A 21,998-nucleotide genomic window follows, 5' to 3' on the forward strand; every position below is an offset into this window, starting at 1 on the left:
ATCTTCGAGCCGCTATCTCTTTGTAACGGTAGCGGTCTCAGAGCCAAATCTTACCAATCGGGATGAAGATCGATAAGATTTGGCCGTGAAATAGATTTAAAACGCGAATTTCTGTTTGGTTTTAATGCCGTGTTGGCTTTTTGATGGGCTTCTTTACCGGCTTTTTCACATGCCTTTTGGGGGATGGCTTTTTCGCTTTCGCCTTTTTCTCCGCTTTGACTTGATGAACCAAGCCCGAGGAGATGTGGCTTGGAGCAGCAAATGCAGCCGGCGCGGAAATAAAGGAAAGCGCGATTGCCGCAGCAAAGATTTTTCTCATAATCAGTATCCTCAATGTTTTCAGTAATTCAAATATATATCTATAGATTGTCCTGTTTACGGCTGATTTGTAAACGAACGTTGCTGATATGAATTTTTATGAATATTCTGATCGGTGATAAATAAACTATTTATTGCTTTGAAAAAGTGGCAAGCGTCTCAATCGTCTGATTGAGATGACATTAGAGATATCAGTCTGCGGCGGTTCTGAATTTTGAGGAAAGTGTAATCTTGTCATTGTGAACGGCGAGCGTTTTGCTCCAACCGTGAAAATATTGGTGCCCCCAGAGAGACTCGAACTCCCGACCCCCTGATTACAAATCAGGTGCTCTACCAACTGAGCTATAAGGGCACTTCACAATACAGTGTTGTATCGAACCGGTTTTGGTCGCAAATCGCTTCCGCATCGCGGTTAGCGCTCGATTAGCACAAATGACGCGTCTGTAAAACGAAAATTCATCGCATTGAGGTCATGGCAACAGGGTTTTTCATGTGCTAGCCAGTAGACCGCGATGAGGACATGGCAAACTTATCAGGGTTGAACTGGGGAGCGAGACGGTAGACATGACAGACAAATCACTCGCGCTTCATTTTCTGTCGTCCGGGAGTGAAGAATCACTCGCGGCGCAGAAAGAACTCGTGAAACGCTATGGCCACGTGGCAGGCGAAGACGCCGATATCATCGTTGCGCTCGGCGGCGATGGCACCATGCTGCAGGCGCTGCGTGATTTCATGAATACCGGTACGCCGATCTATGGGATGAATCGCGGGTCCGTCGGCTTCCTGATGAATGAGTTTAGCGTCGATAATCTGTGCGAGCGCATTCTCGCCGCACAGATGGAAACGATCCGCCCGCTGGTCATGATCGCGGAGACCGAAAACTCAGCGCCGGTCGAAGCGCTTGCAATCAACGAAGTTTCGCTGTTTCGCCAATCCTATCAGGCAGCCAAGGTTCGCATATCGATTGACGGCAAGGTGCGGCTGGAAGAGCTGGTCTGTGACGGTGTGATGGTTGCAACGCCCGCCGGTTCGACGGCCTATAATCTGTCGGCGCAGGGGCCAATCCTCCCTCTGGAAGCACCGCTTCTGGCGCTGACGCCGGTGAGTCCGTTCCGGCCACGTCGCTGGGGGGGCGCATTGCTGCCAAAGCATGTAACGGTGCGCATGGATCTGCTTGAAACGGAAAAGCGCCCGGTTAATGCGGTAGCTGACAATAACGAAGTCAAATCGGTAACGTCGGTTACGGTGCGCGAGGCGCCGAACAGCCAGGTAGCCATTTTGTTCGATAAGAACCATTCCTGGGACGAGCGGATTTTGACGGAACAGTTCCGGCATTGATCTGAAAAGTCTATAGATTTCGGGTAAGATTATGCGCAAGCAAAGATGAAAAACTTCCGTGTGTGACAATCCTCTAATGTCATCAATTTGATTTAATTCGATTAGAAAAGGCGTTGATTGGCGTCGATTATCGTTTTGTGCAGAACTATCAAAGCAATTTGATATCGTATGATGGTATTTTGGTTGACTTTTGCACGCTGCGGACGTAGGCGATGCTGCAAGAAAACGCTAGATGCGTTGCAGACGCCTTTTCTGCTTTGGTCCTGCGCCCGATGACGCGGCTGCAATGACAGGATGGGCGGAACACGTTTCCGAACCAGAGAGCTGCGCCTCCATTGACGACATTTGCCGAACTCGGTCTTTCCCCGAAAGTGCTTGCTGCTGTAGAAGCGGCAGGATACACCGCGCCTACACCCATTCAGGCTGGCGCCATTCCGCCCGCGTTAGAGCGCAAGGATGTGCTTGGTATCGCCCAGACGGGGACGGGCAAGACGGCTTCTTTCGTTCTGCCGATGCTGACGCTCCTGGAAAAAGGCCGCGCTCGCGCGCGTATGCCGCGCACGCTCATTCTGGAGCCGACGCGTGAACTCGCAGCGCAGGTTGAAGAAAACTTCGTCAAATATGGCGTCAATCATCGCCTGAACGTCGCCCTGCTGATCGGCGGCGTTTCGTTCGACGAACAGGAGCGCAAGCTGGAGCGCGGCGCGGACGTGCTGATTGCAACGCCGGGCCGTCTTCTTGATCATTTCGAACGCGGCAAGCTTTTGCTGACCGGCGTTGAAATTCTGGTCATCGATGAAGCAGACCGTATGCTCGACATGGGCTTCATCCCGGACATCGAACGCATCTGCAAGCTGATCCCGTTCACGCGCCAGACGCTGTTCTTCTCCGCGACCATGCCGCCGGAAATCACCAAGCTCACCGAGCAGTTCCTGCATTCGCCATCCCGGATCGAAGTGGCCAAGGCTTCGTCCACGGCCAAGACCGTGACGCAGCGTCTGGTCAAGTCGAGCAAGAAGGATTGGGACAAGCGCGCCGCATTGCGCGATCTTATCCGCGCCGAAGGCGACACGCTCAAGAATGCGATCATCTTCTGCAACCGCAAGAAGGATGTGTCGGAGCTGTTCCGTTCGCTGGTGCGTCACGAGTTCAACGCCGGTGCCTTGCATGGCGATATGGACCAGCGCGCCCGCATGACGATGCTGTCCAACTTCAAGGACGGCAAGCTGCAGCTGCTGGTCGCTTCCGATGTGGCCGCACGTGGTCTCGACATTCCTGACGTCAGCCACGTTTTCAACTTCGATGTGCCGATTCACTCGGAAGACTATGTCCACCGCATTGGCCGTACAGGCCGCGCTGGTCGCTCCGGCAAGGCGTTCACCATCGTGACGCCGTCGGACACGAAATACCTTGCCGCGATTGAAAACATGATTGGCGAGAAGATTGAATGGGTCGATGGCGATCTGTCCACGCTTGCACCGTCCGACGAGGCCGATGATCAGCCGCGCAAGGGCCGGAATGCGCGTGGCAAGGGCAAGGACTCCCAGCGCGACAGCAAGGGCAAAGACAAGGGGCGGGACAAGAGCATGGATAAACCGAAGGAAAAGGTCGCTTCGATTGAAGCGCTCGATCCAGCGGAACAGCCGCAGCCCATTATCGAATCCCACGACCGCCGCGACGCGATCCGCGCTTCCAACGATGAACGTCGTGGCAGGCCGCAGCATGACCAGCATAAGCAGCGCCGTCGTGATCGCGATGATGATGGTCCGTCGCCGGTTGGTTTCGGCAACGATATCCCTGCTTTCATGCTCATTCCGACGGGCATGTAAGCAGACTGCAGTTTTGAGATTGTTATTCGGCCGTGAAGGAACGCTTCGCGGCCGATTTCTTTTGGGGTTTTGATGGACCGCTGCGCAGGGCGGCTTCATAGGCGAGGCGCGCCCACTCAGTCATGATTTCTGGATCATCGAAGGCTTCGCCCGGCACGCTCCAATAAGGCATGCCGATCGGATCGCCGCCTTTGCGCCCTTCATAGGTCCACTGCACCGATCCGGCATCGATGAAACGCGGACTGGTCAATGCGTCGGCTTTGAAAAGGAGTTCGTCGCGAACCACAAGCGCGAAGATCAACCCCTGATGATAAATGCCCTTGCCGCCGAACATGCGGCGGATGCTGATCGGGCCGAAATCCTGCAGCAGATCGCGGAGGGTTTCGTCATCCATTGGGGAGATTCCTTCGGAAGACCAGCCGCTTAAATCAGATCAGGCGGCGCCTTGCATCTGGCGGAGGCTTTCTGCCGAGGCGGGCGTCAGCTCAACCGATTCACCGCAGCCGCAGGCAGAGGTCTGGTTCGGGTTGTTGAACACGAAACCGGTGCGCAGCGTCGTCACTTCAAAATCCATCTGGGTTCCGAGCAGGAAAAGCACGGCTTCCGGGGCGATAAAGACCTTGGCGCCATCTTTCTCGGCAACATCGTCACCGGCTTTCGCTTCATTGGCGACATCGATGGTATATTCCATGCCTGCGCAGCCACCTTTTTTCACACCGACACGAATACCCAGCGCGCCTTCACGCGACTCAACAATCTCGCGAACGCGATTTGCTGCGGCTTCGGTTAGCGTCATGACTGCGAAACGGCCCATGGTTCATCTCTTCCGGTGTTATGCAGTGGCTTCGAAAGTGTGGCTTCATGCGCGAGAATCAACCAATCTCGTGTGAAACCCGCGAGTTTCGACCTCGCTGCCACGTTTTCACTATAGTTAGTGTTGTAACATCATTACCGCAAGACACCAAATCGAGAGCACAGGCCGGGTGCCCGGCTGGCGGGCTTTGGGAAAGAGGAGATGTGAATGTCGATCGATCGGATGAAATCTCTGAGACTGGCTGTTCTCGCGAGCGCGCTCGGCTTGTCTGTTGCTCTCCCGCAGGCCTATGCGCAGGAAGCGCCGAAACCTGCCGCGAAGGAAGCACAGAAGCCTGCGGCGAAGGAAAACGCCGAGCCGACAGCGCAGAAGAAGCCAGAGGCTGCGGAAACAAAGGCGCCCGTGGAAGAGACCAAGCCATCCGAACAGACACAGGATGCCGCCAATGGTGTTACAGTCCCGGAATATCGCGACGACCGGTCTTCGCCGCAGGCGCTAATCGAATCTTACTATAATGCGATCAACCGCAAGGAATATACGCGGGCTTATGGGTATTACTCGGAAGAGGGGCGGGAGCCCGACTTCAAGACCTTTGTGAAGGGCTACGAGAACACCAAAAGCGTCAAGGTCGCTTTGCGCAAGACCGAGCCCGATCCGGGTGCAGGCCAGATCTATTGGAGCCAGCCGCTGGCCATCGAAGCCGAGAGCAATGATGGCAAGAAGGAAGTCTTCGGCGGCTGCTACACAATTCATCTTACCAATCCCGCCATGCAGGAAGAGCCGCCCTTCAAGCCGATTGAAATCATGACCGGCTCGCTGAGCAAATCGGAACTGGAGCTTGAAAAAAGCGTGCCGGAAGCCTGTGAAGCCCCATAATTCTTTGATCCCGGCAACGGAATAGAAAGGTGAAATAAGCCCCGATCGCTGATGACGTTTTCACGCTTGACCTTACCACGATGGCAAGGTGCATAAGGTATGCATAACAAGTGTGGAGCGTTACCCGTGATGAAATTGACTATTCCCAAGATGAAATGTGGCGGCTGTGCCGATAGCGTGACTGCCGCCCTGCGCAAGCTCGATGCTACGGCGCCGATTGAAATCGATCTCGAAACCAAGGAAGTCGAGTATGGCGGCGATGCGTCCAGAGATGCCGTGGTTTCCGCGCTGGCCGCAGCGGGTTATCCGGCTGCAAACGCTCAATAATGTGATTTTGCCAGCGCTTGCGCCGGGACAAGACAGGATGTAGGTGCCGGGAAGCCTCGCTTTCCGGCATTTTCTTTCCGCAAGGAAAGTGGGGCTGAAAAGGTTCGTTATGGTGAGTTCAAGTGCCGCAAATGCGGGTGTTTCGCAGCTGTTTCATTGACTGCACCAGCGATTTTTGCCACATCAACGGCAAATCTCGTTTATGGTGCACTCGCAGCGGGGTTTGAACCAACGCTGCGGAGTGCTTTGTGATATGAAACATCGCGTTAGGCGATAATGAAGGGTTGAGGGCTATGGCAGCCGATTTCCAGGATCTTCGCACAAAGATGGTCGACAATCAGATCCGTACGACGGACGTAACCGATCTGGCGGTTATCGATGCATTCCTGGCGGTACCGCGGGAAGCTTTCGTACCGACTGTGCGTCAGGCTGTTGCCTATATTGACGAAGACCAGCGGCTTGAGACCGAAGGTTCTGCACCACGCTATCTGATGGAGCCGTCGCCTTTCGCCAAGCTCGTTCAGCTCGCCGACGTGAACAAGAACGATGTCGTGCTGGATATCGGATGTGGCACTGGTTATTCCTCGGCGATCCTGTCGCATCTGGCCGGTTCGGTTATCGGACTGGAGAGTGATTCTGCACTTTCTGCGGCTGCGACCGCGCGTCTTGCCGAACTCGGCTATGACAATGTTGTGATTGTGTCGGGCGACCTGCATGCCGGCTATCCTTCGGAAGCACCTTACGATGTGATCATGATCGAGGGCGGCGTGGATTTCGTTCCGGACGCCTTGTTCCAGCAGCTTAAGGAAGGCGGACGCCTCGTCGCCGTCGAAGGCCGCGGAAATGCCTCGGTTGCCCGGATTTACGTTAAAGAAAATGGTGTTGCATCGGGACGCATTGCGTTCAACACTGCGGTGCGCCCACTTCCGGGATTCGAGCGGATTCCACAGTTCGAATTTTAATTTCGGGGATTGGTACAATTCTGCAACGCTGCGGAATTTCTTTGTGCATGCTCTGGGCAGGGCGATGGAAATAACCGATTTTAAAGGTTATTTAAGGTTGCCCGAACTGATTGGTTCGATTTACTGAAATTGGCTGTTCTTAAGATGAGGTACCCGGTGTTTAAAACATACAAAGGACTGGTCGCAGCGGCAGCATTGTTGGCCGGCACCGTTTTATCGGGGCAGTCCGCCTTATCTGAAACCCTGCCTGGTGCACTGGTCAAGGCTTATAAGAATAACGCCACGCTCAACTCGTCCCGCGCAGGTGTGCGCATTCAGGACGAGAACGTGGCGATCGCCAAGTCCAATTATCGCCCGCAGATTACCGGTACTTATGATGCAAGCCGCAGTCGTTCGCCGACGAGCGGTTACCGCACCAGTGGCACGGTCGGCATTCAGCTGAACCAGATGCTGTTCGACGGTTTCCAGACCAAGAATAATGTCGCCGCAGCAGAAACGCAGGTTTTTGCCCAGCGCGAAAATATGCGCAATGACGAGCAGAACACGCTCTATAGCGCTGTCGTCGCCTATATGGACGTTTATCAGAATCGCCAGATCGCCGTGCTTCGCGAGAAGAATCTGGCTGCGATGAACGAACAGGTGCGTGCAGCTCGCGCACGTCTGGATGTTGGTGAAGGCACGCGCACGGACGTTGCGCAGGCTGAAGCCAGCCGTTCGACAGCAGTTGCCGAACTGAATAGTGCCCGCGCCAATATCAAGTCGGCTGAAGCAACCTATATCCGTATCGTTGGTGCGCAGCCGGGCAAGCTGTCTGCTGCTGCGGCAGCGAAGAACCTGCCCAAGTCGCCGAGCGAGGCTTTCGCAATCGCGCAGGCAGGCCATCCCGGCATTCTTGCAACGCAATATGCGGTGAATGCCGCTGGCTACAACGTGAAGGCCAAGGAAGGCGCAATGCTGCCAACCGTTGGTCTGTCGGCTGGCGCCAGCCGTCTCGATACTTATGCCGGTTCGACGGTGGGTGACGGCAATTCCGCTTCGGTCGGTATTGGCGTGACCATTCCAATTTATACGGGTGGCCGCACCTCGGCGCAGATTCGCCAGTCCAAGGAACAGCTTGGTCAGGCGCGCATCGAAGTTGACGTTGTGCGCGATCAGGTTCGTGAAGCCATTGGTTCGGCATGGTCGCAGCTAGAAGCTGCCCGCGCTTCGGTCAAGGCAAATCGCGATGGTATCGCCGCCGCCCAGCTCGCGCTGGACGGTGTGGTCGAAGAACGCAAGGTTGGTCAGCGCACCACGCTCGACGTGTTGAACGCGCAGAACGATTTGACTGCTGCCGAAATCAGCCTGGTCCAGTCGGAGCATGATGTGGTTGTCGCCAGCTATGCGCTTCTCAACGCGACCGGCCGCATGACCTCGAAGCAGATGGGCCTTCAGGTGGCTGAATATAAGCCGGAAGAACATTACGAGGCCGTCAAGGACAAGTGGTTCGGCCTGCGCACGCCGGACGGTCGCTGATCAGCGAGAATTCAGATCAAACGGCGCCTTCGGGCGCCGTTTTTGTTTGATGATGATTCGCGAGCGGCGGCGATCAATTCTTAACAAAATGATAAAGCTGTGGGTTCAATTGGCTGGCTCTCTTGCGGGGATTCTCAAATCGTCGAACGTCCGGTACCCTTAATTCATTGATTCTCTGTCCTTTGCAGGACGCGGCTTGCGAAGCTGCGGAACGGTTTTCCGCGCCGGAACGGCTGCTCCAAACAGAGAAGGAGAACCTTGCGTCGCTCACACGCGCGCATTGCTCTATTCTGAAATAGGGAAGATGGACAGCTATGGCACAGACATCCAGCGCATCACGCGAACCGTCCATGGAAGAGATTCTCGCTTCCATCCGGCGCATTATTGAAGACAGCGATGTGAGCCGCCACCCTGTGTCCACCACGGCGAATTTTCCGTTGCGCGGCGAGGTGGCAGAGTTCCGTCGCCCAGTGCCTGCGCAGGAACAGCCCGCTGCAGAACCTCCGGTTTCCAGAGCGGCAGAAAAGCCGGTCATGATGCGCGATATTCTAAAAGATGAGCCGGTGTTGCGCGGCTCGATTGATGCGCCGGTCAAAGCCGCGCCCGCACCGGAACCGGAAATCGAAGAGGAAGAAGAGGACATTGTTCTCGACGCCCAGAACGATGACCGGCGCGCCGCCGAACTGTCCCCGAACGCGCCTGCCGCAACTGCTCCGGAAGCTGCAAAAGAGGATGTTTCGATAGAGGCGCTTGATCGCTCATTGGAAGATGGCATCGCCGAAGCCATCGACGAACTGCTTGAACCTGACCTTGAAGAGCCTGTCGAGGCAAGCGCTGCGCCCGTCGAGGAACCAGTTTCAGAAACGCCGGTTGCTACCGCTGCTACGACCGCACCCGAACCACTGGCAAAGGCGGCTACGGCTTCCCATATTCTGTCACAAGTGGCAGAACGTCAGGTGGCCGCCGCCTTCCAGGATTTGAGCCACGTCGTGCGGTCGGAACCGCGTCGTTCGTTTGATGATATCGCTGCAGAGATTCTTCGTCCGATGTTGCAGGATTGGCTGGACAACAATCTGCCCACCCTTGTGGAGCGGCTTGTTCGTGAAGAAATCGAACGGGTGGTGCGCGGCGACCGATAATCGACGTGTTGCCTGTCTAAAACGGCCTTTGAGTTCAAAAGCCCGTCTGTCTCGCAGGCGGGTTTTCACTTTTAAAGTGATTTATCACCCGTTTGTTGTTATTGAGCGCTCAATCCTTTCATTGCGCAAAAAGACCGGATAATTCCATGCTTGAGAAGACTTATGACGCCGCGGCCATAGAGCCGAAAATTGCCGAACGCTGGGAAGAAGCTGGGGCATTTAAAGCGGGAGCAGGAGCGAAGCCAGGAGCCGATCCTTTTGCCGTGGTCATTCCTCCGCCGAATGTCACCGGATCGCTGCATATGGGCCACGCGCTCAACAACACGATTCAGGACATTCTGGTTCGTTTTGAGCGCATGCGCGGCAAGAACGTGCTGTGGCAGCCGGGCATGGATCATGCCGGTATCGCCACCCAGATGGTTGTCGAGCGTCAGTTGGCCGAGAGGCAGGAGCCGAACCGCCATGTCATGGGCCGCGAGAAGTTCATCGAGCGTATCTGGCAGTGGAAATCAGAATCCGGCGGCATGATCTCCAATCAGCTGCGTCGGCTTGGCGCGTCGTGCGACTGGTCGCGCGAGCGCTTCACCATGGATGAGGGCCTGTCGCGCGCTGTTCTGGAAGTCTTCGTCACGCTTCACAAGCAGGGCTTGATCTATCGTGACAAGCGACTGGTCAATTGGGACCCGAAGCTGCTGACGGCGATTTCCGACATTGAAGTCGAATCCCGTGAGACGAAAGGGCATCTCTGGCACTTCCGCTATCCGCTGGAAAATGTGCCGTTCGATTCAGAAAATCCGCATACTTACATTGTTGTCGCGACGACCCGTCCGGAAACCATGCTGGGCGATACCGGCGTTGCGGTCAATCCGAAGGATGAGCGCTATCACGCTCTGGTCGGCAATGATGTCGTTCTGCCGCTCGTTGGCCGTCATATTCCGATTGTCGCTGATGATTACGCTGATCCGGAAGCTGGTTCCGGCGCGGTCAAGATCACGCCTGCGCATGATTTCAACGACTTCGAAGTCGGCAAGCGCAATGATCTGCGCGCGATCAATATTCTGACGCCGGCAGCGGCTGTCACGCTGAAAGACAATAACGACTTCCTCGAAGGCCTGCAGCTCACGCCGGAACTGAAGGCGCTGATCGCCGAGCTGGACGGACAGGATCGCTTTGCGGTGCGCAAGCGTATCGTTGAGTTGATGGACGAGCGCGGCTATTTGGAAAAGGTTGAGGATCACACCCATGCCGTTCCGCATGGTGATCGCGGCGGCGTGCCGATCGAGCCTTATCTGACCGACCAGTGGTATGTGAACGCAGCCGAAATGGCCAAGCCTGCCATGGCCGCTGTTCGCGACGGTCGCACCCAGATCGTGCCTAAAAACTGGGAAAAGACCTATTTCGACTGGATGGAGAACATTCAGCCGTGGTGCGTTTCGCGTCAGCTATGGTGGGGACACCAGATTCCGGCGTGGTATGGCCCGGATGGCGCCTGTTTCGTTGAAAAGAGCGAAGCCGAAGCCAAAGCGGCTGCGAAGGCGCATTATGGCGAAGACGTTGCTCTGGAACGCGACACCGACGTTCTGGACACCTGGTTCTCATCGGGCTTGTGGCCTTTTTCGACGCTGGGCTGGCCCGACAAGACGCCGGAACTCGCGACCTATTACCCGACCAGCGTTCTGGTGACCGGCTTCGACATTCTGTTCTTCTGGGTTGCCCGCATGATGATGATGGGCCTCCATTTCATGGAGGAAATCCCGTTCCATACGGTCTATCTGCACGCGCTCGTTCGTGACAAGCACGGCGCGAAGATGTCGAAATCCAAGGGCAATGTCATCGACCCGCTGGAATTGATGGACGAATATGGCGCCGATGCACTGCGTTTCACGCTGGCCATCATGGCCGCGCAGGGCCGCGACGTTAAGCTCGATCCGGCGCGTATCGCGGGCTACCGCAATTTCGGCACCAAGCTCTGGAATGCGACGCGTTTTGCGCAGATGAATGGCGTTGAGCTCAACGCGGATTTCCATCCGGAAAACGCAAGGCTTGCGGTCAATCGCTGGATTCTGACCGAACTGACAAAGGCCACGCGTTCCGTGACCGAGGGCATTGCCAATTACCGTTTCAATGAAGCGGCTGGTGCGGCCTATCGCTTTGTCTGGAACCAGTTCTGCGACTGGTATCTGGAATTGCTCAAGCCGATCTTCATGGGCGACGATGAAGTGGCAAAGGCCGAAGCGCAGGCTACGGCTGCTTACTGTCTGGATCAGATCTATAAGTTGCTGCATCCGTTCATGCCGTTCATGACGGAAGAACTGTGGACGCTGACGGCTGGTGAAGGCAAGAAGCGCGATACGGTTCTGGCACTGGCCGACTGGCCGGAGCTTTCCTTCGCGGATGAAGACGCGGCTGCCGATATCAACTGGCTGGTCGATCTCGTCACCGGTATCCGCTCGGTGCGCGCGGAAATGAACGTCCCGGCAGGTGCTGTGGCACCAGTCGTCGTTCTTGACGCCAACGCAACGTCGACGGAACGTTTTGAACGTCACGACGCTGCGATCAAGCGTCTGGCCCGTGTTGAAAGCGTGACCTTCGAAGCGCAGGCTCCGAAGGGGGCAGCGCAGATGCTGCTCGGTGAAGCGACGATCTGCATTCCGCTCGGCAAGCTGATCGATCTCAAGGCTGAAGCTGCACGTCTGGCCAAGGAAGCAGGCAAGATTGCCGCTGATATCGACCGGATCGAGAAGAAGTTGTCGAACGAGAAGTTCGTGGCCAATGCCAAGGAAGAGGTCGTTGAAGCCGAACGCGAGCGTTTGGTCGAGCTGAAGGAAGCCGCGGAGCGGGTTGCGACAGCTGAGTCACGTATCCGTGACGCAGGTTGATTTGACGCGTTCCGCAACGTAAGACTTTCACGAATCAACACCCGGCAGCGAAAACTGCCGGGTGTTTTTTGTGCGGTATGTCGCGGAAAAGTTGCGTTTCAAGGGGCTTTGGACCGCATCGAACCGGCGTTTCGATTGTTTTTTGAAAATGTTGCCCTTTCGCAACAAGGCCGAAATATGGCCGAAAAAGGGGCAATTTGGGCGAATTTCTGGTCTACATTTGTCGGAATGTTTCCACCAAATGGAGAAACGCCCCGTATTTTAAGCGTTTTGAAAGAAGCGACTTCGAAGCCGCTCATAGCCCGCGAATGATTGGATATTGCAGGTCGAATCCTTCCTGTTTTACGTTTGCGTCAACGTTAATGCCGGTTGCTATCTGGGAGGACATAATGAGCGGACGCGGCTTAAAAATTGGGGGAATTGCAGCGGTACTGCTTGGGAGTGCGGTTGTCGCTCATGCAGGTGGTTTTGAACGCAGCTCGCAGGATTTTGATATCCTGTTTGAGCAGGGAAACGCCGTTGATGCGTCGGGAACTTTCGTAGCCCCGCAACGCAAGCTCAAGAATATTCGTGGTTCTGCAATCAGCACGATGAGCGGTGGCGTCAATCCATTGACGGGCCGAGCCTTCGAAACGGAAGTTGACGAGGCGGAGAGCTACTGGGTGCCGAAGTTTTCGGCCAAGTTCGACCTGACGAGCGATCTGGCCTGTGCGGCGCAATATCGTCAGCCCTGGGGTATCAGCACCGATGTCGGCATCGATACGGTCCGTGCTTATACGGCGATAGAACAGAAAATTTCGTCGCATGACTACGGCGTCAACTGCTCCTACCGCTTTACTGCGGGTGAAAAGGGCTATTTCCGCATTCTCGGTGGTGTGAGCTATCAGGAACTCCGCGGCGAACAGACAAAAGCCATTCCGGGTATGCCGCGAGGAAACCCATATAACATCCCCGCCGGCCCAACCCGTATCGGATCGCTGGATGTTGACGATCAGGCTGTAGGCTGGCGTCTCGGTGCAGCTTATGAAATTCCAGAATATGCGGTGCGGGCAAGTGTCGTTTACCAGTCCAAGGTCAAATACGACCTTGAAGGTACGGTCGATAATCTGGTTCTCAATCCGATCACCGGAAGAGGCATGTCCCTAAATGTGGACAGCGAAGTTTCCACGCCGCAGTCGCTCGAGTTCAAATTCCAGACCGGCATCGCGCCCGACTGGCTTGCATTTGGTTCTGTGAAGTGGACCGATTGGTCGTCGCTCACATCGGTCGATTTTGCCACATCTGACAGCAAGGTTCTGCCGAGCGGTACTAAGGTCACCAGCCTGAACCTTTATTATCAGGACGGCTGGACCGTGAGCGGCGGTGTCGGTCACAAGTTCAATGACCAGTGGTCGGTTGCAGGAACGGTGACATGGGATCGCGGCACCAGCACGGGTCTCACATCGCAGACCGATATCTGGCTGTTCGGTCTCGGCACCAATTACAAGCCGAACGACCAGTTCGAAGTTCGTCTCGCCGGTGCTGCTGGCTGGCTGTCTTCGGGTGAAGTTGATGACACGGTCGTCAATGGCACGCGGAACCTGCTGGGTTCCAAGGGTGAATTCGGCAACGACTTCGTCGGCGGTCTCTCGCTGACGGCGAAGGTCAAGTTCTGATCCATCGGATCAAATATAACTCAAGGGCCGGAGCATCCTAACAATGTTCCGGCCCTTTATGTATCAGCCCGGCAGTTCCCGCTGCCGGGCTTTTTGCGTGATCGGTCCGGGGAAATTTTAATTCCAGAAGCGTCTAAAGTAATCGAACCGGCGGTTCGGTTTCGCAAGCACGCCATTGCGCATTCGCAGCAGGCGGAAACAGGCCAAAAACGGCGGTTTTAGCGGAATTTGATTTGGGATTTGTTGGAACTCTGTCGCTGAGCCAATTTGCTCGGGGGGCGCTTTGGCCGCACAATTAACTCGCTATTGGTTGGATATTGCAGCTCCGTTTCTTCCCGTTTTACGTTTGCGTCCTCGTTAATGCCACAGCTTCTTGGGGGGAGATTTATGGGCGGACGCGGCTTTCAAATCAGTTGTATCGCGGCAGTGCTGTTTGGGAGAGCGGTCGTCGCTCACGCCGGAGCTTTCGAGACGAGTTCGCAGGATTTCGATATTCTGTTCGAACAGGGAAACGCGGTCGATACGTCGGCGATTTATGTGGCTCCCCAGCGTCGATTGACGAAAATCGGTGGCTCGGTCGCCAGCGACACGAATGGCGGTATCAACCCGGCGACAGGCCGCCCGTTCGAAAAAGGTATCGAAGAGGCGAAGGGCCTTTGGGTGCCGAAGATTTCGGCCAAGTTCGATCTGACCAGCGATATTGCCTGTGCTGCGCAATACCGTCAGCCTTGGGGCATCGACACCGATGCGGGCATTGAAACGGTTCACTCTTACACCTCGATCGAACAGAAGATCACGTCGAACGATTACGGTGTGAACTGTGCCTATCGTTTTGATGCGGGCGCGATGGGCTATTTCCGTATTTTGGGTGGCGTCAGCTATCAGGAACTGCGCGGCCAGCAGACCAGAATGATCCCGCATTTTTCCCGCAATCCTGACGGCATTCCCGGAAGCCCGTTTCGCGCCGCTTCTCTGGATGCAGATGACCAGTCGTTTGGCTGGCGAATTGGCGCTGCCTATGAAATTCCTGAATATGCGATCCGTGCGAGCATCGTTTATCAATCTGCGGTCAAGTACGGCCTTGAAGGCACTGTTGATAATCTGATTTTGAACCCAATCACCGGGCGCGGCGAACCGATTGATGTGAGCAGTGACGTTGCAACACCTCAATCCGTCGAATTCAAATTTCAGACGGGTATAACGCCCGGTTGGCTGGCTTTTGGCTCGGTAGAATGGATGGACTGGTCAAGCGTGACGTCGGTTGATTTTGTTGCGGCTGACAGTGCGGTTCTCCCTATCGGCACCAGAGTTACCAGCCTGAACCTCTATTATCAGGATGGCTGGACTTTGAGGGGTGGTGTTGCTCACACGTTCGACAACCACTGGTCTCTCGACGGGACTTTGACCTGGGATCGCGGCACCAGCACGGGCCTCACCACGCAGACGGACCTCTGGTTGTTCAGCCTTGGCGCCGGTTACAAGCCAAGTGACCAAGTCGAGTTTCGTCTGGCGGGCGCTGCGGGTTGGCTGGTCTCAGGAAAGGTTGACACGACGCTTGCCGACGGTGAGCGCAGTCTGCTGGGTTCCGAGGGCGTACTCGACGATGATTTTGTCAGCGGGCTGTCGCTCACGGCGATGGTCAAATTCTGATTGAACGCGGCTAATATAAAAAAGCCCGGCGGGAATGCCGGGCTTTTCTCCTGAACTGAACTCAGTTGATGTTCACTTCTGCTCCAGACGCGCCAGCAGAGAAGACGTATCCCAGCGATTTCCGCCGATCTTCTGCACTTCTTTGTAGAATTGATCGACAAGCGCAGTGACGGGCAGAAGCGCGCCATTGCGGTCTGCTTCGTCAAGGCAGATGCCCAAATCCTTCCGCATCCAGTCGACGGCAAAGCCGAAATCATATTTGCCCTGGTTCATCGTGGCGGAGCGGTTTTCCATCTGCCACGAACCGGCAGCGCCCTTGGAAATCACCGCGATGAGCTTTTCGATATCGAGACCGGCCTTCTTGCCAAAATGAATGCCCTCGGCCAGTCCCTGAACGAGACCGGCGATGCAAATCTGGTTCACCATCTTGGCCAACTGTCCCGAACCGACAGGACCCATGAGACCGACAGACCGGGCATAGGCGTCGATGATTGGCTTGGCGCGCTCGAAAACCGGCTCGCTGGAACCGACCATCACGGTCAACACGCCGTTTTCCGCGCCAGCCTGACCGCCGGAAACCGGCGCATCGATGAAATGAACGCCAAGCTTCTGCGCTTCTTCCGAAAGCTCGCGTGCGACTTCGGCAGAGGCAGTCGTGTTGTCGATGAAAATCGCGTCTTTCTTCATTGTCGAGAAAGCGCCGTCCGGGCCGATTGTTACCGAACGCAGATCGTCATCATTGCCGACGCAGGCGAATACATAATCGGCATCGCGCACGGCTTCTGCGGGCGTGGCGGCGAAACTGCCGCCGAATTCCTTCGCCCATTTTTCCGCTTTTGCCGTCGTACGGTTATAAACCGTAACGTCGTGGCCACCCTTGTTCCTGAGGTGTCCTGCCATTGGATAGCCCATCACGCCCAGCCCGAGAAAGGCTACTTTTGCAGTCGTCGTCATTCGTTCATTCCTCTGGATAGTTTGTGGACCGTTTGATCAGGTGAGGGGTGTCATCACAGCCGAACGGTAGGCAGGGCGCTCTTTCAGGCGCTCATACCAGCTTTCGAGCTGCGGAAGCGAGGGGCGTTCGATGGGGAACTCGAACCATGCATAGGCATAGCAGCCAATCGGAATGTCGCCGATGCCAAACGCGTCTCCGGAGAACCACGGCGCTTGGCCGAGACCGTCATTGGCAATCTTCATGGAACGGGCAAGGCCGTCGAGACCGCGTTGCAGGATTGCCGGATCGCGCTTGTCTTCCGGCAGGCGGATCATATGCTTCATCACATTGCTGAAATCGCTGTAGAGCGTGTTGGACGCCCAATCCATCCATTTTTCCGCTTGCGCCCGCTTGGCCGGGTTTTCGATCCACAGGCTGTTTTTGCCATAGGTTGCAGCCAGATAACGCGTGATGACATTCGATTCCCAGAGCACGGTTTCTCCGTCTTCGACAAGCGGAATGAGGCCATTGGGATTGCGCGCGAGGAAGGCCGGGTCGTCCAGGCCGCCAAACTGGCCGCCCACGTCGATCTGTTCGTAATCAAGGCCAAGCTCCTGCGCGATCCAGAGCGCTTTCTTGACATTGGTGGAATTGGTGCGACCCCAGATTTTCAGCATGATATTGCCCATTGCTATGCTTGAGAAATTGTCTGTGCGCTGCGTGGCAGCGAAGACATATTGTTGATTAAACAGATAGCCCCCGGAAGCTGCAAGGCTGCCGAGGGCTAAATTTAAGGTCTATCTGGTAAATCAACGAACAAGATGCCGTGTCAGCTTCCGTTCGAGATAATCCCAGATGTGGCGCAGCGCTTCGACGATCAGCAGATAGATCACGGCTGCCCAGAGATAGGTCTGGAAATCGAAAGTGCGGGAATAGGCGCGGCGCGTTTCACCCATCAGGTCGAGAACCGTAATGATGGCCACAATGGCCGAGCCCTTGATCATCAGGATGATTTCATTGCCGTATGGACGCAGCGCAACGATCAGCGCCTGTGGAAGAATGACCTTCCAGAACGTCACGCGCTTGGAAATGCCCAGCGCCGCGGCACCTTCCCACTGGCCCATGGCAACGCTCTGGATCGCGCCGCGCAGGATTTCAGCCTGATAGGCAGCCGTATTGAGCGAGAAGGCCAGAATGGCGCAATTCCATGCATCACGGAAAAACACCCACAGACCGATGCTTTCTAGGAAAGGCCGGAAAGTGCCGAAGCCGTAATAGATCAGGAAGGTTTGCGCCAGAAGCGGCGTGCCGCGGAAGAAATACACATAGCCGAAGGCGATGGCTTTCAGCCAGCGATTGTTCGACATGCGTGCGGCTGCGATCGGGATCGACAATGCAGCGCCGACAAGGATCGACACCACGACCAGTTTCAGGGTGATCAGCAGGCCGGACCAGTAGCGCGGTCCATAAGTTTCGAAGAGATCGATGCGCCAGACATTGTAGAGATAGATGGCGAGCCCAGCGAAGAGCAAAGCCCATATGCCGACGAAGATGTGGCCTGCAATGCGAGCGCGGGTCCATTCGCGGACGACGGGCGGCGGCGCCATGACGGCAGCACTGGTTTGAGTGACGGCTTCGCTCATGATCATGCACCCCGCGAACGATTGCTGCCCGCATCAGCCCATTGGGCAATGCGGTTGATGAAATAGGACGAGATGATCGCGAGAGCGAGATAGAGCAGGCAGGCGACGCCGAAGAACAGAAACGGCTCCTTGGTCACGCGCGCTGCGATGGATGTCTGACGCATGATGTCGGACAATGTGATCACGGACACCAGCGACGTGTCCTTCAGCAGCACCAGCCACAGATTGGCAAGGCCGGGCAGGGCGATGCGGATCAATTGCGGCAGGATGACCTTGCGCATGGTTTGCCAGTGCGACAGGCCGACAGCGTAACCGCCTTCATATTGGCCACGCGGAATGGCACGGAAAGCGGACAGGAAGACTTCACTCGAATAGGACGAGAAGACGAAACCGAGCGCCACCATACCGGCGGCAAAGGCGTTGATCTCGACATTCGCATTGATGCCGAAGAGCGCCAGCAGTTTCTGTAGGCCGAGCGAAGCGCCGAAATACACCAGAAACAGGGTCAGCAGTTCTGGAAGGCCGCGGAAAATGGTCGTGTAGATATTCGAGGCCAGTCGGATCGATGGTTCGCTCGATTGCTTCCCCAAAGCAACCAGAAATCCGAGAACGAGGCCAACGGGCAGAGTGGCGATTGCCAGAGTGACAGTGACCAATAGCCCCCAGGCGATGCTCCTCGACCAACCTTCGGGGCCGAAACTCAATAAAGTGGCGTAATGTTCCATCGCCTTTTTTCTTTTTTCTGGGCGGATACCAAATCCGGCGGTCTCTGTTTCGAGCGCTTCTACCGAATGGTCTGCCATAAATGATGTGCGCCGGTTTGTGTGACACAAACCGGCGCAAACTTCTTCAAAGCAACTTAGTTTTCGGCGCCGTAGGCGTCAAACTCAAAGTACTTATCGTTGATTTCCTTGTACTTTCCGTTGGCGCGGATCGCCTTGATGGCCGCGTTGAACTTTTCAATCAGTTCCGGGCGGCCTTTCTTGAAGGCAACGCCCGCACCGGGACCGTGAATTTCAACAACCGGCGGGAAGGTGCCGACCATCTTGCAGCAGGCGCCATCCGGCGTCTTCAGCCATTCGCCCAGCGTTACGCTGTCGTCATTGGCGGCGTCGAGACGGCCATTGGCCAGATCGAGGCGGTATTCCTCGGCAGTCGGGTAGGCCTTGATCGTGCTGTCGGTAAAGGTCTTTTCCGAGTAGTTGGCATGGGTGGTGGAAACCTGAACGCCGATCGTCTTGCCAGCGAGATCTTCCTTGGTCACGCCCTTGATGTCGCTATCTTTCGGAGCGACGATGCCCGGAGGCGTGTTGTAATATTTGTTCGAGAAATCGACCTGCTTCTTGCGCTCGTCGGTGATCGACATGGAAGCGATGAAAGCGTCGAACTTGCCAGCCTGAAGGGCCGGAATTGCGCCATCCCATTCCTGAGTGACGAACGTGCACTGAGCCTTCATCTCATCGCAAAGTGCTTTCGCGATATCGACGTCAAATCCCGAAAGGGTGCCGTCCGGCTTGATGAAATTGAAGGGGGGGTAGGCGCCTTCGGTGGCGATGGTGAGCTTCAAGGGCTCTTGGGCATTTGCGGCGCCAATGGCCAATCCGCCTGCCATGGTTGCAATGGTTGCAACCGAAGCTGCTGCTACGATACGCTTCAATACGCGCATATTTAGTCCTCTCGTTTACTCAGGCTGGTTCCCTGATTATTGTTCTGGTTCAGCCATCTGTAGTGCAATTGCAATTTAAAATTGAGGATTACCGATTGATAGTCATTCCTCCTGTGGCTACCAATAGATGGTTCAACGGAGGCTGCGCAATATTTTTTCGCATCTTCGCCGCCGCCCTCCAATCTGAGCACGATATTCCCACCACTTTTCACCCGAAGGCAAGATGGGTTGCGTAATAATTTTGCGTATAATTATTGTGGAATTCACAGGCTATTCCGCCGAAAGACGTGGCAAAATAGTGAATGCTGACGTTTTGGCGGAAAGCGATAGGGAATTGCTCAAAGTGCCATTTCATTTTGGATGAAATCGGCGATTTCATCGACCATATTGATATCGAAGACCGGCAGGCTCAAGCCCGACTGTGGATGATCGGTTGCAATGGCGACGATGCTTGGATCGTTTTCGGCGAGCGGCGGGCCATCATGGCTGCCCGTTCGGCGAAGCTCGATTTTCTTGTGCGGCTCGCGCTTATAGCCCTCGACGAGAATCAAATCGCACGGCGCAAGCTTGTCCGCGATGTCTTGCAGGGCGATTTCCGGACCGTCGAGATTTTCATGCATGATGGCGAAGCGGCGCTCCGAAACGATGGCCACTTCTGCGGCACCTGCTTGACGATGCCGCCAGGAATCGGTGCCTTCGTGATCGATGTCGAAATTATGATGCGCGTGCTTGATCGTGGCGATGCGATAGCCACGTTCGGTCAGGCAGCGCACGAGCTTTTCGGTCAGTGTGGTCTTGCCGGAATTCTTCCAGCCCGTAATGCCGAAAAGCTTATGTGTCATTCCGTATCTCCGTTCAGTCTATGCAATCGCCGGGCTTCGACAAGGTCGTCGGGCCGGTTGATATTGAAGAAGGGATCATAGTTCTCCGCGCCATCCTTGGTCGCCAAGAGCGGAAAGTCCACCGTTTCAAATTCAACATCGCGTGCGAAAGCGAGAACACTGGCTTTCTCTGCGGTTGAAAGCCAGTCTTTCAGACGATCCGCCAGCTGCGTGCGCCACAGGCCAAAGATCGGGTGAATATGCCCGGCGGAGCTTGCAAGAACGATGTCCTTGCCGGTCGCTCGTTGACGTTCGAAAAGCCGCTCTCCCAGATCGGCAGGCAGAAACGGCGTGTCCGCTGCTGCGGTCAGCAGCCATGTCGAATTTTTTGCGTGGATGAGCGCCGTGAGGATGCCGGGCAGCGGACCGCCATGTGATGCGGAAATGTCCGCTACAACCGGTAGGCCGAGGCTGAACAGTCGGGAGGCGTCGCCATTGGCATTGATGAAAAGCGCGCTCACCTGCGGTTTCAGCCGTGCGGCGACTTCACCAATGACGGAACCGGCACCCAAAACCTGCAGGAATTTGTCACCGTCTATTCCGCCTTCGCGCATACGGCTCGATAATCCGCCCGCGATGATCGCACCGGCTACATCCTTGATGGTCATCATTTTGGTCCGAGGCCGGTTGGAATAGACGCCAGAGTGCTTTTGTTCTTCTCACGCTTCTTGAGCGCGTTTTCGCGATAGACCATGTAAATGCCGCTTCCGACGACCAGAACAGATCCAGCAATTGTATACGCATCCGGCGCTTCACCAAAGATTGCAATGCTCAAGCCTATCGCCCAGAGCAGGCTGGAATAGCGGAACGGGGACACGAAGGACACTTCGCCCTCACGCATGGCGAGAATGATAAAGTGATATCCGATCAGCAAAAGCACGGCTGCGCCCAGCAAGGTCGCGATGGAAAGAAGGCCGACAGGCTGCCAACCGCCCATGGGGACGGTCAATACGCCGCCGGTAACCGCAATCGCACCGGCGGTAAGCGTGGAAAGGTAGAATGTCGGCACATGGGCGGGCACACGGCGCGTTGCAATATCGCGCATGGCCGCGCAAGCGACACTCGCCAGCAAAATGCCAACGGCACCGAGGCTTGCCGCACCGGCTGAACCGGGGCGAATGATGATGATTACACCGACGAAGCCCACCAGAATGGAGACCCAGCGCCGCCAGCCAACTTTTTCCTTGAGAAAGATTGCAGCGCCCAGCGTGACGACCAAAGGTGTGGCCTGAAACACGGCGGAACAGAACGCCTGGGAAAGATGACCCAGCGAGACAATGTAAGTGATTGTCGCAACGACTTCGCCCAGCACGCGCAGGACCGTCATCCACTCCAGAGAAAGATTGCGCAGCGCGCCATGACGCCAGGCCAAAAAACCAATCATCGAAGTGGCAAAAAAACCGCGGATCAGCATGTACTGCCCGCTGTTCATTTCCGTGAGAAGGAATTTGGTTATGCTGTCCCCGATGGTGAAGGTGCCCATGGCGAGAAGCATATAAATACTTGCGCGGAAATTATCTGACTGCAGCACGGTATAGAATCCAGTTTAGAATCCAATACCTTGTTAAAGTT

Annotated in this window: 22 protein-coding genes and 1 tRNA gene; 11 read left to right on the forward strand and 12 right to left on the reverse strand. The window is 55.7% G+C overall.

Annotated features, from left to right (window positions below; translation table 11 throughout):
* Positions 1-121: 121 nt before the first annotated feature.
* Together WIX40_RS02190 and WIX40_RS02195 are read right to left on the reverse strand one after the other, a co-directional pair.
* On the reverse strand, positions 122-319 hold the full coding sequence (locus WIX40_RS02190) for a hypothetical protein (protein ID WP_109369135.1): 198 nt from the start codon (positions 317-319) through the stop codon (positions 122-124).
* A gap of 275 nt (positions 320-594) precedes the next feature.
* Positions 595-670: transfer RNA gene (locus WIX40_RS02195), tRNA-Thr, on the reverse strand.
* 212 nt (positions 671-882) lie between these two features.
* Here WIX40_RS02195 and WIX40_RS02200 point away from each other — a divergent pair.
* Positions 883-1,656: an NAD kinase gene (locus WIX40_RS02200; RefSeq protein ID WP_109369134.1), complete on the forward strand. Its 774-nt coding sequence runs from the start codon at positions 883-885 to the stop codon at positions 1,654-1,656.
* A 335-nt stretch (positions 1,657-1,991) separates the two neighbouring features.
* Positions 1,992-3,485 (forward strand): DEAD/DEAH box helicase, encoded by a 1,494-nt coding sequence (locus WIX40_RS02205; RefSeq protein WP_121536232.1) that lies wholly within the window; start codon positions 1,992-1,994, stop codon positions 3,483-3,485.
* A gap of 22 nt (positions 3,486-3,507) precedes the next feature.
* On the opposite strand, the gene WIX40_RS02210 is transcribed toward WIX40_RS02205, so the two are convergent.
* Together WIX40_RS02210 and sufA are read right to left on the reverse strand one after the other, a co-directional pair.
* Positions 3,508-3,879 (reverse strand): TfoX/Sxy family protein, encoded by a 372-nt coding sequence (locus WIX40_RS02210; RefSeq protein ID WP_109369132.1) that lies wholly within the window; start codon positions 3,877-3,879, stop codon positions 3,508-3,510.
* A gap of 39 nt (positions 3,880-3,918) precedes the next feature.
* Positions 3,919-4,299 carry a Fe-S cluster assembly scaffold SufA gene (sufA, locus tag WIX40_RS02215; RefSeq protein WP_109369131.1) on the reverse strand — a complete coding sequence of 127 codons (381 nt, stop codon included), beginning with the start codon at positions 4,297-4,299 and terminating at the stop codon, positions 3,919-3,921.
* Positions 4,300-4,506: 207 nt separating this feature from the next.
* On the opposite strand from sufA, the gene WIX40_RS02220 reads away from it, so the two are divergent.
* From WIX40_RS02220 to WIX40_RS02260, 9 genes are all read left to right on the forward strand, one after another.
* Positions 4,507-5,175, forward strand: coding sequence for a hypothetical protein (locus WIX40_RS02220; RefSeq protein WP_109369130.1), 669 nt, complete (start codon positions 4,507-4,509; stop codon positions 5,173-5,175).
* A 126-nt stretch (positions 5,176-5,301) separates the two neighbouring features.
* Positions 5,302-5,502, forward strand: a complete 201-nt coding sequence (locus WIX40_RS02225) for a heavy-metal-associated domain-containing protein (protein WP_109369129.1) — start codon at positions 5,302-5,304, stop codon at positions 5,500-5,502.
* A gap of 293 nt (positions 5,503-5,795) precedes the next feature.
* On the forward strand, positions 5,796-6,464 hold the full coding sequence (locus WIX40_RS02230) for a protein-L-isoaspartate O-methyltransferase family protein (protein WP_109369128.1): 669 nt from the start codon (positions 5,796-5,798) through the stop codon (positions 6,462-6,464).
* 144 nt (positions 6,465-6,608) lie between these two features.
* Positions 6,609-7,979 (forward strand): TolC family outer membrane protein, encoded by a 1,371-nt coding sequence (locus WIX40_RS02235; RefSeq protein WP_109369127.1) that lies wholly within the window; start codon positions 6,609-6,611, stop codon positions 7,977-7,979.
* 314 nt (positions 7,980-8,293) lie between these two features.
* The gene (locus WIX40_RS02240) at positions 8,294-9,118 is read left to right on the forward strand and encodes a PopZ family protein (RefSeq protein ID WP_109369126.1); all 825 of its coding nucleotides are present in this window, start codon (positions 8,294-8,296) and stop codon (positions 9,116-9,118) included.
* A 146-nt stretch (positions 9,119-9,264) separates the two neighbouring features.
* Positions 9,265-11,997, forward strand: a complete 2,733-nt coding sequence (locus tag WIX40_RS02245) for a valine--tRNA ligase (RefSeq protein WP_109369124.1) — start codon at positions 9,265-9,267, stop codon at positions 11,995-11,997.
* A gap of 108 nt (positions 11,998-12,105) precedes the next feature.
* Positions 12,106-12,309 (forward strand): hypothetical protein, encoded by a 204-nt coding sequence (locus WIX40_RS02250; protein ID WP_109369123.1) that lies wholly within the window; start codon positions 12,106-12,108, stop codon positions 12,307-12,309.
* A gap of 350 nt (positions 12,310-12,659) precedes the next feature.
* Positions 12,660-13,652: an OmpP1/FadL family transporter gene (locus WIX40_RS02255; protein WP_235858883.1), complete on the forward strand. Its 993-nt coding sequence runs from the start codon at positions 12,660-12,662 to the stop codon at positions 13,650-13,652.
* 387 nt (positions 13,653-14,039) lie between these two features.
* Positions 14,040-15,302: an OmpP1/FadL family transporter gene (locus tag WIX40_RS02260; RefSeq protein ID WP_121536228.1), complete on the forward strand. Its 1,263-nt coding sequence runs from the start codon at positions 14,040-14,042 to the stop codon at positions 15,300-15,302.
* Positions 15,303-15,374: 72 nt separating this feature from the next.
* Here WIX40_RS02260 and WIX40_RS02265 read toward each other — a convergent pair whose 3' ends face one another.
* The 8 genes from WIX40_RS02265 to WIX40_RS02300 all read right to left on the reverse strand — a co-directional run bounded on the left by WIX40_RS02265 (position 15,375) and on the right by WIX40_RS02300 (position 21,921).
* Positions 15,375-16,256 (reverse strand): NAD(P)-dependent oxidoreductase, encoded by an 882-nt coding sequence (locus WIX40_RS02265; protein WP_109369120.1) that lies wholly within the window; start codon positions 16,254-16,256, stop codon positions 15,375-15,377.
* Between the two features lie 36 nt (positions 16,257-16,292).
* Complete coding sequence (locus WIX40_RS02270; protein ID WP_109370243.1) at positions 16,293-16,913, reverse strand: glutathione S-transferase family protein; 621 nt, start codon at positions 16,911-16,913, stop codon at positions 16,293-16,295.
* A 132-nt stretch (positions 16,914-17,045) separates the two neighbouring features.
* Complete coding sequence (locus WIX40_RS02275; RefSeq protein ID WP_109370242.1) at positions 17,046-17,879, reverse strand: ABC transporter permease; 834 nt, start codon at positions 17,877-17,879, stop codon at positions 17,046-17,048.
* Between the two features lie 2 nt (positions 17,880-17,881).
* On the reverse strand, positions 17,882-18,604 hold the full coding sequence (locus WIX40_RS02280) for an ABC transporter permease (RefSeq protein ID WP_109370241.1): 723 nt from the start codon (positions 18,602-18,604) through the stop codon (positions 17,882-17,884).
* Between the two features lie 134 nt (positions 18,605-18,738).
* Positions 18,739-19,545, reverse strand: a complete 807-nt coding sequence (locus WIX40_RS02285) for an ABC transporter substrate-binding protein (RefSeq protein WP_109369119.1) — start codon at positions 19,543-19,545, stop codon at positions 18,739-18,741.
* Positions 19,546-19,883: 338 nt separating this feature from the next.
* Positions 19,884-20,387: a molybdopterin-guanine dinucleotide biosynthesis protein B gene (mobB, locus tag WIX40_RS02290; RefSeq protein ID WP_109369118.1), complete on the reverse strand. Its 504-nt coding sequence runs from the start codon at positions 20,385-20,387 to the stop codon at positions 19,884-19,886.
* Positions 20,384-21,037 (reverse strand): molybdenum cofactor guanylyltransferase MobA, encoded by a 654-nt coding sequence (gene mobA, locus WIX40_RS02295; protein ID WP_371830785.1) that lies wholly within the window; start codon positions 21,035-21,037, stop codon positions 20,384-20,386. The genes mobB and mobA overlap by 4 nt, the downstream gene beginning before the upstream one ends.
* Complete coding sequence (locus WIX40_RS02300) at positions 21,034-21,921, reverse strand: DMT family transporter (RefSeq protein WP_109369116.1); 888 nt, start codon at positions 21,919-21,921, stop codon at positions 21,034-21,036. Before WIX40_RS02300 ends, mobA begins: the two co-directional genes overlap by 4 nt.
* Positions 21,922-21,998 lie beyond the last annotated feature (77 nt).

It is taken from the genome of Ochrobactrum teleogrylli, assembly GCF_037482325.1.
GTDB classification, from domain to species: Bacteria; Pseudomonadota; Alphaproteobacteria; order Rhizobiales; family Rhizobiaceae; genus Brucella; species Brucella teleogrylli.

What these genes read in the sequence shown, in the direction of transcription:
- WIX40_RS02265 (WP_109369120.1), bottom strand. Translation starts at nt 16,256, where the DNA reads ATGACGACGACTGCAAAAGTAGCCTTTCTCGGGCTGGGCGTGATGGGC.
- WIX40_RS02275 (WP_109370242.1), bottom strand. Translation starts at nt 17,879, where the DNA reads ATGAGCGAAGCCGTCACTCAAACCAGTGCTGCCGTCATGGCGCCGCCG.
- WIX40_RS02235 (WP_109369127.1), top strand. Translation starts at nt 6,609, where the DNA reads ATGAGGTACCCGGTGTTTAAAACATACAAAGGACTGGTCGCAGCGGCA.
- sufA (WP_109369131.1), bottom strand. Translation starts at nt 4,299, where the DNA reads ATGGGCCGTTTCGCAGTCATGACGCTAACCGAAGCCGCAGCAAATCGC.
- WIX40_RS02200 (WP_109369134.1), top strand. Translation starts at nt 883, where the DNA reads ATGACAGACAAATCACTCGCGCTTCATTTTCTGTCGTCCGGGAGTGAA.
- WIX40_RS02230 (WP_109369128.1), top strand. Translation starts at nt 5,796, where the DNA reads ATGGCAGCCGATTTCCAGGATCTTCGCACAAAGATGGTCGACAATCAG.
- WIX40_RS02285 (WP_109369119.1), bottom strand. Translation starts at nt 19,545, where the DNA reads ATGCGCGTATTGAAGCGTATCGTAGCAGCAGCTTCGGTTGCAACCATT.
- WIX40_RS02245 (WP_109369124.1), top strand. Translation starts at nt 9,265, where the DNA reads ATGCTTGAGAAGACTTATGACGCCGCGGCCATAGAGCCGAAAATTGCC.
- mobA (WP_371830785.1), bottom strand. Translation starts at nt 21,037, where the DNA reads ATGATGACCATCAAGGATGTAGCCGGTGCGATCATCGCGGGCGGATTA.
- WIX40_RS02190 (WP_109369135.1), bottom strand. Translation starts at nt 319, where the DNA reads ATGAGAAAAATCTTTGCTGCGGCAATCGCGCTTTCCTTTATTTCCGCG.
- WIX40_RS02240 (WP_109369126.1), top strand. Translation starts at nt 8,294, where the DNA reads ATGGCACAGACATCCAGCGCATCACGCGAACCGTCCATGGAAGAGATT.
- mobB (WP_109369118.1), bottom strand. Translation starts at nt 20,387, where the DNA reads ATGACACATAAGCTTTTCGGCATTACGGGCTGGAAGAATTCCGGCAAG.
- WIX40_RS02260 (WP_121536228.1), top strand. Translation starts at nt 14,040, where the DNA reads ATGGGCGGACGCGGCTTTCAAATCAGTTGTATCGCGGCAGTGCTGTTT.
- WIX40_RS02210 (WP_109369132.1), bottom strand. Translation starts at nt 3,879, where the DNA reads ATGGATGACGAAACCCTCCGCGATCTGCTGCAGGATTTCGGCCCGATC.
- WIX40_RS02270 (WP_109370243.1), bottom strand. Translation starts at nt 16,913, where the DNA reads ATGCTGAAAATCTGGGGTCGCACCAATTCCACCAATGTCAAGAAAGCG.
- WIX40_RS02220 (WP_109369130.1), top strand. Translation starts at nt 4,507, where the DNA reads ATGTCGATCGATCGGATGAAATCTCTGAGACTGGCTGTTCTCGCGAGC.
- WIX40_RS02300 (WP_109369116.1), bottom strand. Translation starts at nt 21,921, where the DNA reads ATGCTTCTCGCCATGGGCACCTTCACCATCGGGGACAGCATAACCAAA.
- WIX40_RS02280 (WP_109370241.1), bottom strand. Translation starts at nt 18,604, where the DNA reads ATGGAACATTACGCCACTTTATTGAGTTTCGGCCCCGAAGGTTGGTCG.